Here is a 14,018-nt window from a genome sequence, read left to right as displayed (position 1 = left end):
CCGGTGGCGCCGCGTCCCGGCGCCGTGGATCGCGCGTTCCTCGGAAACGCCGGCAGGTGACCCCCGCCGCGCTCCGGCTCCCCTCCCGGTGCGCGGGGCGGGCTCACCAGGCGAGGGCCTGGCGCCAGAACAGCGTGTACTCCGGCACGGACCATACCCGCCGGTAGCCGACGTAGGCGGCCACCGCCAGGACGGCGTCCACCCCGATCAGCACCGGATACGCCCCGGCCGGTCCCAGCAGCGCCAGGGCCAGGCAGCAGGCCGCCAGATGCACCGCACAGAGCACCTGGGCGCCGACGCGCCGCCCGATGTAATCCAGCTGGTAGGTCAGCAGCGTCACGGTCATGAACAGCCAGGACGCCGCCAGCACGCTCAGTCCCCACGGGAAGGACCCGGGCAGCGCCGCCCCCAGCACGAGCGCCGTCGGGATGGCCCCCACCGCCCCGATCGCCAGGGTGCGGCGCACCGCGGACTCCACGGCTCCGGACAGCTGGGCGGAGCGACGGGTCATCGCGGCATACGGCTCCCCGTGGATGGCCGTGCGCAGGCGTCCGACGGCGCGGTCCACCCCCGGGGCGTAGAGCTGGAAGTAGCAGTTGTACGCGAGGATCGCCGGCAGCAGGGCGAGGAACACCGCGACCACGTCCATCCGGGGGCCGACCACCAGGAACAGGATCAGCTTGTCCGCCCACAGGACCGAGCCCAGCAGCGCGCCGCGGACCATATCCCGCAGCGCCGGAAGCGCCCCCGGGGAGCGCAGCGCCCGCACCTGCGGCAGGGCGGCGCGCAGGAAGACCAGCTGCGTCACGGTGCCCAGCACCGGGGGCAGCCACCACACGGTGGGCATCGCCAGCAGGGCCAGAGCGTAGGCCAGCCACGCCGCGGCCCACACGCCCTTGCGCTGCAGCACATTGCCCGGGACGAGGGACTGGACGAAGACCAGATGCAGGCAGATCAGCGCCGCGTAGGCCAGCAGCGCCGTCGGGCTCCACCGCAGCAGCAGCCCCGCCAGCGCGGTGAAGATCGCGACCACGGGCAGACTCAGCGCGAAGGTGCGCGCCCAGTGCTGGGCGAAGCGCCCGGTGACGGCCGCGCGGTCCTTCGCCTCGATGAGGTCACCCAGGCTCCGGTAGATCGGCAGGCAGCCGATCTGGCTCAGCCAGGGGACGGTGAGGCTGCTGGCCAGCACCACAGTGCTCAGCTGCTGCCCGCCCAGCTGCGCCGCGGCCAGACGCGGCGAGACGAGCGGGAAGATGGTGCTCAGCAGGATGACCGGCGAGAGGTAGAGCAGCAGCTGCAGCCCGGTGCGGGCCCGCGAGGCGGGCGCCGGCTCGGTGGACCGGGAGGGCGGATCTCCCTGCTGATGACGAGATGGCACAGTGATGCCCGATGACACAAGCTACCCCCATAGCTCTTCCGCGGTCTCACCCGCGGGTCGCGGCGCCGGAGAGCGGCGGACGCCGACTCCGACGATGAGAAGCGGCCCCCCGGCCGCTTGTCCGTCACCCTACACCGGGGGCGGGGACCCGGCACCGGTTCATGCCGGAGCTCACCTTCGAGCCGCGGGCCGCCCGACCGCCCGCGAGCGAGCTCCGCGGCGGCGCCGGGGCCGTCGTCGGGCGGCCGGGCGGAGCTGTTGTGGGTACGGTGGTGCGCATGAGAATCGCCACCTGGAATGTGAACTCGATCCGCGCCCGCACCGACCGCGTGGAGGCCTGGCTGGACCGCTCCGATGCGGATGTGCTGGCGATCCAGGAGACCAAGGCCAAGGACGAGTCCTTCCCCTTCGCGGTCTTCGAGCGGCTGGGCTACGACGTCGCGCACTTCGGGCTGAGCCAGTGGAACGGGGTGGCCATCGCCTCCCGGGTGGGTCTTGAGGACGTGCAGCGCACCTTTCCCGGGCAGCCGGCCTTCGGCAAGCCCGGGCAGGAGCCGGTGCAGGAGGCCCGTGCGATCGGCGCGACCTGCGGCGGCGTGCGGATCTGGAGCCTGTACGTGCCCAACGGGCGCGGTCTGGATGACCCGCACATGGCGTACAAGCTGGAGTGGCTGAAGGTGCTGCGCGAGGACGTGCGCGGGTGGCTGACGGAGGACCCGCGGCTGCCGCTGGCGCTGGTGGGGGACTGGAACGTGGCCCCGGAGGACGGGGATGTGTGGGACATCGACTTCTTCCGCCGCAACGGGATGACCCACGTCAGCGCCCCGGAGCGGGAGGCCTTCGCCGCGTTCCTGGACGAGGCCGGCCTGAGCGACGTCGCCCGCCCCTACACCCAGGGCGAGAAGGACTACACGTACTGGGACTACACCCAGCTGCGCTTCCCGAAGAACGAGGGCATGCGCATCGACTTCCAGCTGTGCTCCCCCGCCCTGGCCGAGCGCGTCACCGGCGCCTTCTACGACCGCGAGGAGCGCAAGGGCAAGGGCGCCAGCGACCACCTGCCCGTCGTCGTGGACTACCGGGACTGACGGCGCCGCCCCGGCCTCGCCTCCCTCTCCCTCCCCCGGAGGAGCCGTTGGGGAGGGGTTTCGGTGTTCGGGAGCGTCCTCGGGGATCCCGCACACCGAAACCCCTCCCAAACCCTCGGATCGGAGCCGGGAGGCGGGGCGGGGTCAGCTGGGGGTGGTGCGGCGGATGAAGCGGGTGAACAGGGCCTGGGCCAGCGCGTCCTCGCGGGACATCATCTCCGGGTGCCACTCCACCGCGGTCAGATCCATCCGATCCCCGGGGCAGTCCAGCGCCTCGATCACCCCGTCCCGGGCGCGGGCGCACACCCGCAGACCCTCCCCGAGCCGGTCGATGACCTGGTGGTGGTACGAGTTGACCAGGGCCGACGCCGGGTGCTCGCCGTCGTCTCCAGCCTCACCGTCGGTGCCCGTCCCAGGCTGCCCCACGCGGCGCATTCCGGCGGCTCCCGGATCCTGGGTGCGCGCCTCGGCCAGGGCCTCGGCCAGGAACGTGCCCGGCTCGACGTCGATCGCGTGCACCCCCAGGGCGGGGTTGCCGGTGGAGCTGTGCTGCTGGGTCGTGCCGGCGTAGCGCAGGTCCTGGACGAGGGTTCCGCCGAAGAACACGTTGACCAGCTGCATGCCGCGGCAGATCGCGAACACCGGCAGCCCGGAGTCTCCCGCCAAGCGCAGGGCCTCCAGCTCGTAGGCGTCGCGCACCGGGTCCACCGGGCCGCAGCCGATCAGCGGATCCTGGCCGTAGCGCTGCGGGTCGACGTCCACCCCGCCCGCCAGGATCAACCCGTCCAGGGCGTCCAGCTGAGCCGGGAGCACGGACAGATCCGGGGAGGGCGCCATGAGGAAGGGCGCCCCGCCGGACGCCGCGACGGAGCGGGGGTAGTCCTCGTTGACGGTGATCCGCGGGTAGCCCGGGAACTGGTAGTGGGCGACGGCCTCCAGGTTGGTGATGATCCCGATGACGGGCCGGCGCCCGGTCCCCTCGCTCATACTGCGTCCCTCCAGAGACCCCTCAGAGATGCGAGAAGACCGCCCCGCATAGAAGCCTACGGGGCGGTCTTCGGTGGCTCCGACCGGCGTCGATCCGGTGACCTTACGATTTTCAGTCGTACGCTCTACCAACTGAGCTACAGAGCCTCGGCACATCCTGTACCGGATATGCCGCGACGGCGCCTCACCCCCGGTGTGACCGGGAGGAATACGCCGCCTGAGCGACCCTGACGGGACTTGAACCCGCGACCTCCGCCGTGACAGGGCGGCGCGCTAACCAACTGCGCTACAGGGCCTCGTTGTTTTTTCCAACGAGAGAAGAGCCTACCGGAACCCCTCTCGCCGGGCAAATCCACTCTCGTGTGATCTGCAGTACCCCCAACGGGATTCGAACCCGTGCCGCCGCCGTGAAAGGGCGGTGTCCTAGGCCGCTAGACGATGGGGGCCCGGACCGGCGCGGTCCACCCGCGCCGAAGCACACACCAGCATACGGGGGCGGGGCGCACCGCGCCAATCACGCACCGCCCCCGCCGGGTGCTGAGCTCAGCCCCAGACCACGGAGGCCTCCGGGGCCTGCTCCAGCCGCGGGTCCTCCCGATCCGGGACGATCATCACGGGCCGATCCGAGCTGTGCAACACCCCCTGGGACACCGAGCCGAGGATGATCCCGCGCAGCCCGCCGCGACCCCGGGTGCCCACCACGGTCAGATCCGCCTTCTGCCCGGCCTCCAGCAGCACCTCCACCGGAGAGCCGTCGATCAGCTCGGCATCCACCGTCAGATCCGGGTAGTACTCGTGGATCCACGCCTTGGCCTTCTCCTGCAGATCCGCGACCTCGCGGTAGATCGCCTCGAAGTCCACGGCCGCCGGCACCCAGCTCAGCGCCCCCGTGTACGGGGCCAGCGCGTTGACCAGGGTCAGCCCGACGCCATAGCGCTGAGCCTGCTCCGCGGCCTCGAGGATCGCGATGCGCGCCTGATCCGATCCGTCCGAGCCGACCACCACGCGCTGGCTCGGGGCCAGCACCTGCGGATCCTTGCCGGCCTGCTGAGCCCACGGCAGCGGCACGACGACGACGGGGCAGTGCGCCCGGGCCGGCAGGGAGGTGGACACGGTGCCCAGCAGGCGGCCCATGAAGCCGCGGGCCGTGCGGGAGCCGACCACCACCAGCTCGGCGTGCTCGGAGAAGTCCACGAGGATCGTCGAGGCGTCTCCGGTCTCCACCGTGGCCCGCAGCGGCACCGTCGTCTCCCCCACCCGCGAGCGGGCCTCGTCGAGGATCTGGGCGACCCCGTCCTCCAGGGCCTTCTCATCCACCACGGAGTATCCGGCGTCGAAGCCGGAGCCGGTGAACACCGGCAGGGAGTACGCGGTGACCAGGCGCACCGCCGCCGCACGGCGCTCGGCCTCCGCGACCGCCCAGGTCAGCGCGCCGAAGCTCTGCTCGGAGCCGTCGATGCCGACGACGATCTCCCCGCGCAGCTCCTCGGCCGAGGGGGAGCTGGCGCGCTGAGCCACCGCCTCCCGCCCGAAGCTGCCGCCATCCTGCCGAACGCCGTTGTTCTCGGTCATCTCCATCTCTCCTTGCGACTGCGAAGACGAGGGTTCTCGATGCCTCCAGTCTAGGCCGGCTGGGGCCCTGCCAGCCCGAGATGACGCGGCGGAAGCCCTCAGTCCCGGGCGTCCGCCGAGGCCCCGGAGCGGGAGATGTCCACCATCTGCTCCCGCTCCACGACCTTCACCCGCTGGCGCGGGTTCCCGGCGGCATCCTGAGCGGCCGCACCCAGCGCCTTCTCGTGCGCGTCCAGGGCGTGCCAGCCCTCCCACGTGGTGAACTCGACGCCGCCCCGGTCCAGCAGGGCCGGCACGGCCTCCGGCTCCGGGTGCGCGGCGGTGAAGGCGCGGTCCTCGAGCAGGTGCGTGATGGTCTCCAGGGCATCGGACTTGGTGGAGCCGATCAGCCCCACGGGCCCGCGCTTGATCCAGCCCGTCGCGTACAGCCCCGGCACCGGCGTCTCGGTCTCGTCCACCACCCGGCCCTCCACGTTGGTGATGACCCCGCGGGTGCGGTCGAAGCCGATCTCCGGCAGCTCGGAGCCGAAGTAGCCGATGGCCCGGTACACGGCCTGCACCGGGTACTCCAGGATCTCGCCGGTGGGCCGGATGCCGCCGGCGCCGTCCAGCTCGTTGCGCTCCATGCGGATCGCGGCGACCTTCCCGTCCTCATCCCCTACGATCTCCGCCGGGGACTGCAGGAAGTGCAGGTGCAGGCGCCGGGAGGCGTGCTCGGTGCGCTCGGCCTGCTCGGCCTTCCACTTGTCGATGGTCTTGATCAGGGCCTTGATCTGGTTGTTGGACTCGATCGCGGCCTGCGAGGCCTCGTCGTACTGGAGGTCCTCCTCGTGCAGCACGATGTCCACGTCCCGGGACTTGGCCAGCTCCCGCAGCTCCAGCGGGGTGAACTTCATCTGGGCCGGCCCACGGCGGCCGAAGACGTGCACATCGGTGACCGGGGAATCCTTCAGCCCGGCGTAGACGTTTTCGGGGATCTCGGTGGTCAGCAGGTCCTCGGCGTGCTTGGACAGCACCCGCGCCACATCCAGGGCCACGTTGCCGTTGCCCAGCACCGCGATCTCCTTCGCCCGCAGCGGCCACTCACGCGGCACATCCGGATGCCCGTCGTACCAGGCGACGAAGTCCGCCGCGCCGTAGGAGCCGTCCAGCTCGATGCCGGGGATGTGCAGGGATGCGTCGTAGAAGGCGCCGGTGGCGAAGATGACGGCGTCGTAGTGCTCGCGCAGCTGCGCCAGGGTCAGGTCCGTGCCGTACTCGACGTTGCCGAAGAACCGGATGTCCGGATTCTCCATGATCTTGTGCAGGGAGTTCACGATGCCCTTGATGCGGGGGTGATCCGGGGCCACGCCGTAGCGGATCAGGCCGAAGGGGGCGGGGTAGCGGTCGAAGATGTCGATGCTGACGCGCACCTGCCCCTCGGCGACGGCCTCGGAGCGGGACAGCAGGTCCGCGGCGTAGATCCCGGCGGGGCCGGCCCCGATGACGGCCACGCGCAGGGGGCGCTGGTCTTGAGACAAAGCGTTGTTTCCTTTCGGTCGACCGCGAGGGGCGCGGACTCCCGGCTGGAGCGCGGCCCCGTGGGCATCGCCTCGCCAGTCTAGTCAGGCTCGCCTCACCCGAACAGACCCGCTCAACCCGGCGTCAGGCGGCGTCACATGCGCGATCGGGGCGACACCGTCGCCGGGGTGCGCCACGCGGTGGGTGAACCCGGGTGCGAGGGTGCGAGCGCACACATTACCTTGGTGCGTATGACGCAGAGCACCGACACCACAGCCCCCGAGCTGACCTTCGACCCCTCGATCCGCCCGGGCGATGACTTCTACCGCCACGTCAACGGCCCCTGGATCGCCGCCCATGAGATCCCCGCCGACCGCGGCATCGACGGCGCCTTCCACCACCTGCGCGACCTCGCCGAGGAGCAGGTCCGGGACATCATCACCGAGATCGGCCGGCGCGACCCGGATTCGCGCATCGGGCGGCTGTACAACTCCTTCATGGACGAGCAGAGCATCGAAGCCGCCGGCACAGACCCGCTGGAACCGGACCTGGCGCTGCTGGAACAGGCCGAGGACCGGGACGGGCTGGTGCTGGCCCTGGCCGCGCTGGAGGCCTCCGGCGTCGGCGGGCCCGTGGGCCTGTACGTGGCCAACGACGCCAAGGACGCCACCCGCTACGTCCCGAACCTCACCCAGTCCGGGATCGGCCTGCCGGACCGGGACTACTTCTTCGAGGACAAGCACGCCCAGATCCGGGAGGCCTACCGGGCGCACCTGGAGCGGATGTTCGCGCTGACCGGGACCGCCGAGCGCTTCGGCACCACCCCGGCCGACGCCGCCGCCCGGGTGTACGCCCTCGAGGAGAAGATCGCCTCCCACCACTGGGACCAGGTGACCCTGCGCGACGCCAACAAGCGCTACAACCCGCACTCCTTCGACCAGCTGGATCAGGCCTTCCCCGGCTTCCCCTGGACCCGGTGGATCGAGGGCATCGGGGGCACCCCCGAAGGCTTCGCGAAGGTCATCGTGGGCCAGCCCTCCGCCCTCGAGGGCCTGGCCCGGCTGTGGGTCTCGGAGGACCTGGAGGACTGGCGGCTGTGGGCCGTGTGGCGCCTGATCCACGCCCGCGCCCCCTTCCTCGGGACGCAGATCGTGCAGGAGAACTTCGAGTTCTACTCCAAGACCCTCACCGGCACCGAGCAGATCCGGGACCGCTGGAAGCGCGGCGTCGGCCTGGTGGAGGCCCTGCTGGGCGAGGAGGTGGGGCAGGAGTACGTGGCCCGGCACTTCCCGCCGGAGCACAAGCAGCGGATGCTCCAGCTGGTCCAGCACCTGATCGAGGCCTACCGCGAGTCCATCTCCTCGCTGGACTGGATGACCGAGGCCACCCGCGAGCGCGCCCTGGACAAGCTGGACAAGTTCACCCCCAAGATCGGCTACCCGGATTCCTGGCGGGACTACTCCGGGCTGAGCATGGATGATGATCTGCTGGAGAACGTGCGGCGCGGCTCGCGCTTCGAGCACGAGTACGAGCTGGGCAAGCTGGGTCAGCCGATCAACCGCGACGAGTGGGCGATGACCCCGCAGACGGTCAACGCCTACTACCACCCGCTGATGAACGAGATCGCGTTCCCCGCCGCGATCCTGCGTCCCCCGTTCTTCGACATGGACGCCGACGACGCCGTGAACTTCGGGGCGATCGGTGCGGTGATCGGCCACGAGATCGGGCACGGCTTCGACGATCAGGGCTCCAAGTACGACGGCGACGGCAACCTCAACGACTGGTGGACCGCGCAGGACCGGGCGGAGTTCGACAAGCGCACCGGCGAGCTGGTGCGCCAGTACAGCGGGTACGTCCCGGAGGGGCTGGACCCGGAGCGGGACGCCGTCAACGGGGAGCTGACCCTCGGGGAGAACATCGGCGACCTGGGCGGGCTGGGCATCGCGCTGAAGGCCTACCGCCGGGCCCTGGCCGAGCAGAGGCTGGACTTCGACTCCGCGCCGGTGGTGGACGGGCAGACCGCGCTGCAGCGGCTGTTCGTCGCCTACGCGCGGGTGTGGCGCTCCAAGGCCCGCCCGCAGACCCTGCGGATGTACCTCTCGATGGACCCGCACTCCCCCGCGGAGTTCCGGTGCAACGGGATCGTGCGCAACATCGACGCCTTCTACGACGCCTTCGAGGTGGGGCCGGAGGATGAGCTTTGGCTGGATCCGCAGGAGCGGGTGAGCATCTGGTGACCGGCGTCGGAGACCGGGGGCCGGGGGCCGCGCCGCGGATCGATCTGAACTCGGATTCCGGGGAGTCCTTCGGCTCCTGGACCATGGGCGACGACGCGGCGATGGCCGGGCTGGCCTCCTCGCTGAACGTGGCCTGCGGCTTCCACGCCGGGGACCCGTCGGTGGCGCGGGCGACCTGCCGGGCCGCCGTCGAGCACGGAACCGCGATCGGGGCGCACGTGGCCTACCCGGATCTGCAGGGCTTCGGCCGACGCCGCCTGGAGATGGCCCATCACGAGCTGGTGGATGCGGTGATCTGGCAGATCGGGGCGCTGCAGGCGATCGCCCGGGCGGAGGGCGCGCAGGTCTCCTATGTGAAGCCGCACGGGGCGCTGTACAACGTCATCGCCCGGGAGCGGGGGCAGGCCGCCGCGGTGGCCGAGGGGGTGGCGACGGCCCTGCCGGGCGCGGCGATCCTGGTGCTGCCGGGATCGGTGATCGAGGAGGAGGCTCAAGCCGCGGGGCTGCGCCCGGTGCGCGAGGCCTTCGCGGATCGGGGCTACCTGCCGGACGGCTCCCTGGTGCCGCGCCGGGAGGCGGGCGCGGTGCTGCACGACCCGGAGCAGATCGCTGCCCGCGTGCTCCGGATGGTGTCCGAGGGCGTGGTCCAGGCCGTGGACGGCACCCAGGTGCGGCTGGGCGCGGAGTCCGTGTGCGTGCACGGGGACACCCCCGACGCCGTCGGGATCGCCCGGGCGGTGCGGGGCGCCCTCCAGGAGGCCGGGGTGGAGATCGCCCCCTTCACGGCTCAATAACCCGTTTGTGGAGTGGTTGGCGGGTTGTGGAGTGATGTAGCCGCTCCATAACCCGCCAACCACTCCGCAGATCACCGATCACCTGCTCGGAGCGGTCCACGGCGGCAGGCCGCGCTCCAGCTGGCGGACCAGGATAGCCTCCCCGAGGATCCGTCGGAACTGCGGCCAGCCGCTGTGCAGCTGAGGCCACCCGGCCCGCAGGATGAACCATCCGAGGTTCTGGATGGCCTTCTCCCTGGATCTCTCCTTCACGATGACCTCCGGAGCCGGGCCGTAGTCGGTGTACTTGAGGGAACCGTCGATCTCCAGGGCGAGCATCAGCTCCGGCCAGGCCATGTCCAGGAAGAACCTCCCGCTGGCGGTGTTCACCCTGACCTGCAGCTGCGGCAGCGGCATGCCCGCCTCCGCGATGCGGAACCGAGCGATGGTCTCCGCCACGGACCCGGCCAGCCCGTCGGCCCGTCCCAGGACAGCCAGTCCACGGCGGTTCCCATGCCTCCCCGGGGAGTGGGTGAGTTCCCGCTCGATGGCGGCCCTCTGCACCCCGCGGGCCAGGATCTGATCCAAGATCACCAGGGCGGGAAGCGCGTCCAGACTGCGCGCGCACTCCACGGCCGTGGTCTGCAGAGAGGTCACCGGCAGCCCCAGATCGGTGATCTGCCGATCCTCGGAGAGTCCGCGCAGCAGATGCCCCTTGACCAGCGGCGACGACGGGTTCGGGCGGGGATCGCCGCAGATGTGGATCTCCTCGGGCACAGGAGACAGGTGCAGCCCCCAGGCCAGGGCCGCTGAGGTCCTGGAGAAGGTGATCGGCCCGGTGCTCACGCTGGCGTAGGCGAGATGCCTGGCCAGGGCCCGGCGCTCCGGGGTGAGCCGTACCCAGTGCTCGCGGTCCAGATAGCAGCCGCGCCAGACCTTCACCCAGTCCCCGCGGCGCAGCGGGTGTTCGGATTCTCCCTCGCGGCGCATCCGGGAGACGAGGTGCAGGTCATCGGCGGTGATGAGGCGCTTCCTGTCCATGGGACCACTGTCCCCCCGGGAACAGGACGCGGGGAGCCGACGTCGGAAATCTGTGGATAACCCCCGGCCAACTCCCGTCTGTGGAGTGGTTGGCAACTTAGGGAGTGGCTACACCGCTCCACAACCCGCCAACCGCTCCACAGATCCCGGAGATCATTTCCCGGCGGGCAGGGGGTCGTGGCGGTGGCGCCAGATCTGGGTGATCCACAGCAGGACCAGCAGGTAGTGGGCGAGCATCGGCAGGCCCGCCGCGATCTGGGCAGGACGGGAGACGTAGTCCAGGTTCTCGGTGGTTCCGGCCACCGTGGCCGCCAGCCACAGCGGCGAGTAGTACAGGCCGACGAAGGCCGCCCACGCCAGCACCTGCGCGGCGGTGCGGCGCCAGTCCCGCTCGCGGAAGGCCCACGGCAGCGCGTCCACCAGGAAGGCCGCCACGATCAGCGGCAGCCACGTGTTGTGGTGGGACCAGGAGATCGGGGACATCTCCAGCATCAGGAACGCCGTCAGGCCGATCACCGACAGCCGCATCCCCCGCCGATCCAGCACCGGGATCACCGCGGCCGTGCCCACCAGCAGCACCGCGATCAGCAGCCAGTGCAGCCCCGACAGCAGCGCCGTCGGCATCTGCGCGTGGTACCCCTCCAGGGTCAGGTGCATCAGCCAGCCCTGCACCGAGATGTTGTCCGGGTAGTTGATGTTGCCCACCCGGGTGGGATCCGAGACCGCCGAGGTCCAGAACTGCACCGCCTGGTGCGGCAGCAGGAGGAAGCCCAGGGCGATCGTGCCCAGGAAGGACGCCCCGAGGGTCAGCACGCCCTTCACGTCCTTGCGCATCAGCGGAATGAGCCCGAAGACCAGCGGGGTGAGCTTGATGCCCCCGGCGATCCCGATGAAGAACCCGCGCGGCAGGCGGGTGGCCGGTCGCAGCAGATCCCCCAGCACCAGCAGCATGATCAGCGGATTGATCTGCACCAGCCCGATGCCGCGCCGCCACGGCCCCGAGAGCAGGATGACCGCGGTGAGCACGGCGATCGTCGTCGTGCGGCCCAGCTTGTCCTGGAAGGGGATCCGCCGGCCGCGGTGGTTGACGTAGTCGTACACGATGGCCGCGAACCACCACGCCACCGCCACCGAGAACGCCAGCATGATCGCCTGACCCAGCCACATCGGGATGAAGGCGAAGGGCAGCAGGATCAGCGCCGCGAACGGCGGATAGGTGAACGGCAGGAAGCCCCCACCCAGGGGCACCAGATCCCGGTCGTACAGGTCCGCGCGCACGCCGTCGCTGCCGAAGATCGTCGCAGCGCCCGTGCGGTACACGGAGAAGTCCAGCCCGCCCACCAGCATCGAGTACGTCAGCTGCGCACCCACCACCGCGACGACGACGACCCACGCCCCGATCTGCCAGGCGCGCGAGGGCCCGGGAACCGCGGCATCGCGGTCTCGGCGGGAAGGCTGGGGACTCGACGAGGCGGCGGGGGAACTCACCCTGCCAGGGTACCGTGCCGCTCGCCGCGCACCGCATGCACCGCGGTGACCACCACCAGCGCGTACAGGACCGCGGCGGGCAGGGTGCTCGCCGCTCCCCCGGTGCCCCAGCCGAACATCCCGGCGACCCACGGCCCCAGCAGCAGCGGACCGATGAAGAAGCCGACGCCGGCCACCCACGCGGCCGCGTCCAGCCAGATCCGCGCGCCCCGGGAGACCCCGCCCCACAGGCTGGGGCGCACCTCCCACGCCCACGCGAACACGGCCACCGGCAGCCACACGAAGTGGTGGATCCAGGAGATCGGGGAGATCTGCAGCATCAGGAACGCCGTCACGGAGACCTCGGAGAGCACCAGACCCCTCCGGTGCAGCAGCGGCAGCAGGGCCGACGTCGCCACCAGCAGCACCAGCACCAGCAGGACGCGCAGCAGGCTCAGCGCCGGCCCCGCGAGGTGCAGGTGCGTGAGCCACCCCTCCACGGAGATGTTGCGCAGATCGCCGAGCCCGCCGACCCGGGAGGAGTCCCACAGGGCCCCGGCCCAGAACTGCGCGGACTCCTCGGGCAGCAGCAGGAATCCCACGGCGACGGTCCCGGCGAAGCTCGCCGCGAGGGTCGCCAGGCCCCTGAGATCCCGACGCATCAGCAGGATCAGGCCGAAGGCCAGCGGGGTGAGCTTCAGCCCGCCGGCGATCCCCACGAGCACTCCCCGCGGCACCCGGGTGCCCGGACGCAGGAAGTCCGCGAGCACCAGCGCCAGCAGCAGCGGGTTGATCTGGCCGAAGCCGAAGTTGTCCTGCCACGGAGAGCTCGCGCAGATCAGGGCGAACACGAGCCCGACGATCGCGGCCGTCCCCAGGCTCGCCTGCCCGGGCAGGAGGACGCCGCGGCGGTTGACCGACGCCACCAGGACCCACGCCAGGCACGCCGCGACCGCGAAGGTCAGCAGCGCCACGAGCACGGAGCCCGAGAACCAGCTGATCCACGCCAGCGGCGCCATGACCAGGGCCGCGAACGGCGGGTAGGTGAAGGGGAGGGAGGAATCTCCGGTCGTGGAGATGGGCCCGCCGTACAGGGAGGGCGCAGCCCCCGGGTCCCCGACGACGATGCGCGCGGCCTCCCGGTAGACCTTCAGATCCCCGGACCCTCCGAACACCGCCGAGGAGAACTGGCTCCACAGCATCCACGCGACGAAGGCCCACACCGCGGCGCGCAGCAGGACGAGGGCTCCCCCGCGGGCGGGTGGGCGAGCCGGCCGGTCCCGGTGACCCGCGGAGTCCGCGTCGGCCGGGGTGGATCCCGGACGGGCCCGGTTCATCCCCGGGCGGTCATCGCTCACCGGGCGAGACGGGAGGACCGGCCGGCTCCTCCGGAAGCGGCGTCGTCCTCATCGGCGGGGGCGATGGCGTCGGCGTCGTCCTCGAGGTCCTCCCGGGGGCGGTCCTTGGGGCGGGCGACCAGGTTGGTCGGGCCCTGACCGGCGGGACGGCGACGGCGACGGGTGCGCCGCGGGGCGGCCTGCGGGTCACGGGCCTTCTTGGGCATCCCGAGGATGCGGAAGAACAGCTCCGCGACCAGCACCGCGAAGGCCGCGTAGTACAGGTAGGGGGACGGGTACAGGGAGTAGACCCGCATGATGCTCCCGACCGCGGTGAGCACCAGGGCGGCGAAGCCCAGCAGCATCAGCACCGCGTGCACGACGCCGAAGCGCGGGGCGTCCTTGGTCCGCCACGCCAAGTACACCGCCATCAGCCCGAACAGCAGCGGGAAGAAGACCTGCCCGGACAGGGCGATGGTGTCCCCGGTGTACTGGTACATGCCCATCGCCTGCAGGATGGCGGCGGCGACGAGGGTGACGACGGCGGGTAAGGATCTCACGGGCGCCCAGTCTAGCCGCTGGCCCCGGGTTCCCGGCCGGGGTTCCCTGCCCGGCGTCTGCGCTCCCGGCCTCCACCG

General features: G+C 71.3%; 11 protein-coding genes and 3 tRNA genes. 3 read left to right on the top strand and 11 right to left on the bottom strand.

Annotation, left to right across the window (positions count from 1 at the left end):
- Positions 1-103: 103 nt before the first annotated feature.
- Complete coding sequence (locus tag I6G21_RS05095) at positions 104-1,378, bottom strand: hypothetical protein (protein ID WP_061225568.1); 1,275 nt, start codon at positions 1,376-1,378, stop codon at positions 104-106.
- Positions 1,379-1,656: 278 nt separating this feature from the next.
- On the opposite strand from I6G21_RS05095, the gene I6G21_RS05090 reads away from it, so the two are divergent.
- Positions 1,657-2,466: an exodeoxyribonuclease III gene (locus I6G21_RS05090; RefSeq protein WP_058730464.1), complete on the top strand. Its 810-nt coding sequence runs from the start codon at positions 1,657-1,659 to the stop codon at positions 2,464-2,466.
- Between the two features lie 144 nt (positions 2,467-2,610).
- On the opposite strand, the gene I6G21_RS05085 is transcribed toward I6G21_RS05090, so the two are convergent.
- The 6 genes from I6G21_RS05085 to I6G21_RS05060 all read right to left on the bottom strand — a co-directional run bounded on the left by I6G21_RS05085 (position 2,611) and on the right by I6G21_RS05060 (position 6,545).
- Positions 2,611-3,453 (bottom strand): gamma-glutamyl-gamma-aminobutyrate hydrolase family protein, encoded by an 843-nt coding sequence (locus tag I6G21_RS05085; protein ID WP_061225567.1) that lies wholly within the window; start codon positions 3,451-3,453, stop codon positions 2,611-2,613.
- Positions 3,454-3,527: 74 nt separating this feature from the next.
- Positions 3,528-3,600 (bottom strand) — tRNA-Phe (locus I6G21_RS05080).
- Positions 3,601-3,675: 75 nt separating this feature from the next.
- A tRNA-Asp gene (locus I6G21_RS05075) sits at positions 3,676-3,749 on the bottom strand.
- Positions 3,750-3,826: 77 nt separating this feature from the next.
- A tRNA-Glu gene (locus I6G21_RS05070) sits at positions 3,827-3,899 on the bottom strand.
- A gap of 97 nt (positions 3,900-3,996) precedes the next feature.
- Positions 3,997-5,025, bottom strand: a complete 1,029-nt coding sequence (locus tag I6G21_RS05065; protein ID WP_129357971.1) for a universal stress protein — start codon at positions 5,023-5,025, stop codon at positions 3,997-3,999.
- Between the two features lie 98 nt (positions 5,026-5,123).
- Entirely contained in the window at positions 5,124-6,545 is a 1,422-nt protein-coding gene (locus tag I6G21_RS05060) for an FAD-dependent oxidoreductase (protein WP_061225566.1), read from the bottom strand.
- 231 nt (positions 6,546-6,776) lie between these two features.
- Here I6G21_RS05060 and I6G21_RS05055 point away from each other — a divergent pair, with 231 nt between their 5' ends.
- Both I6G21_RS05055 and I6G21_RS05050 read left to right on the top strand, forming a co-directional pair.
- Positions 6,777-8,762: a M13 family metallopeptidase gene (locus I6G21_RS05055; protein WP_129357972.1), complete on the top strand. Its 1,986-nt coding sequence runs from the start codon at positions 6,777-6,779 to the stop codon at positions 8,760-8,762.
- Positions 8,759-9,556 (top strand): LamB/YcsF family protein, encoded by a 798-nt coding sequence (locus I6G21_RS05050; RefSeq protein WP_129357989.1) that lies wholly within the window; start codon positions 8,759-8,761, stop codon positions 9,554-9,556. The genes I6G21_RS05055 and I6G21_RS05050 overlap by 4 nt, the downstream gene beginning before the upstream one ends.
- A gap of 78 nt (positions 9,557-9,634) precedes the next feature.
- On the opposite strand, the gene I6G21_RS05045 is transcribed toward I6G21_RS05050, so the two are convergent.
- The 4 genes from I6G21_RS05045 to I6G21_RS05030 form a co-directional block, all read right to left on the bottom strand.
- The gene (locus I6G21_RS05045) at positions 9,635-10,576 is read right to left on the bottom strand and encodes a hypothetical protein (RefSeq protein ID WP_058730443.1); all 942 of its coding nucleotides are present in this window, start codon (positions 10,574-10,576) and stop codon (positions 9,635-9,637) included.
- 153 nt (positions 10,577-10,729) lie between these two features.
- Positions 10,730-12,064: a glycosyltransferase 87 family protein gene (locus I6G21_RS05040; RefSeq protein WP_100463756.1), complete on the bottom strand. Its 1,335-nt coding sequence runs from the start codon at positions 12,062-12,064 to the stop codon at positions 10,730-10,732.
- Positions 12,061-13,401, bottom strand: a complete 1,341-nt coding sequence (locus I6G21_RS05035) for a glycosyltransferase 87 family protein (RefSeq protein ID WP_100463754.1) — start codon at positions 13,399-13,401, stop codon at positions 12,061-12,063. Before I6G21_RS05035 ends, I6G21_RS05040 begins: the two co-directional genes overlap by 4 nt.
- A complete protein-coding gene (locus tag I6G21_RS05030) occupies positions 13,398-13,940 on the bottom strand; it encodes a hypothetical protein (RefSeq protein ID WP_129357973.1) in 543 nt (180 codons plus the stop codon). Before I6G21_RS05030 ends, I6G21_RS05035 begins: the two co-directional genes overlap by 4 nt.
- Positions 13,941-14,018 lie beyond the last annotated feature (78 nt).

This window comes from Rothia kristinae (genome assembly GCF_016028855.1).
Taxonomy (GTDB): Bacteria; Actinomycetota; Actinomycetes; order Actinomycetales; family Micrococcaceae; genus Rothia; species Rothia kristinae.
The sequence above is the reverse complement of the archived record's forward strand: the minus strand, read 5'-3'. Positions and strand labels throughout refer to the sequence as shown.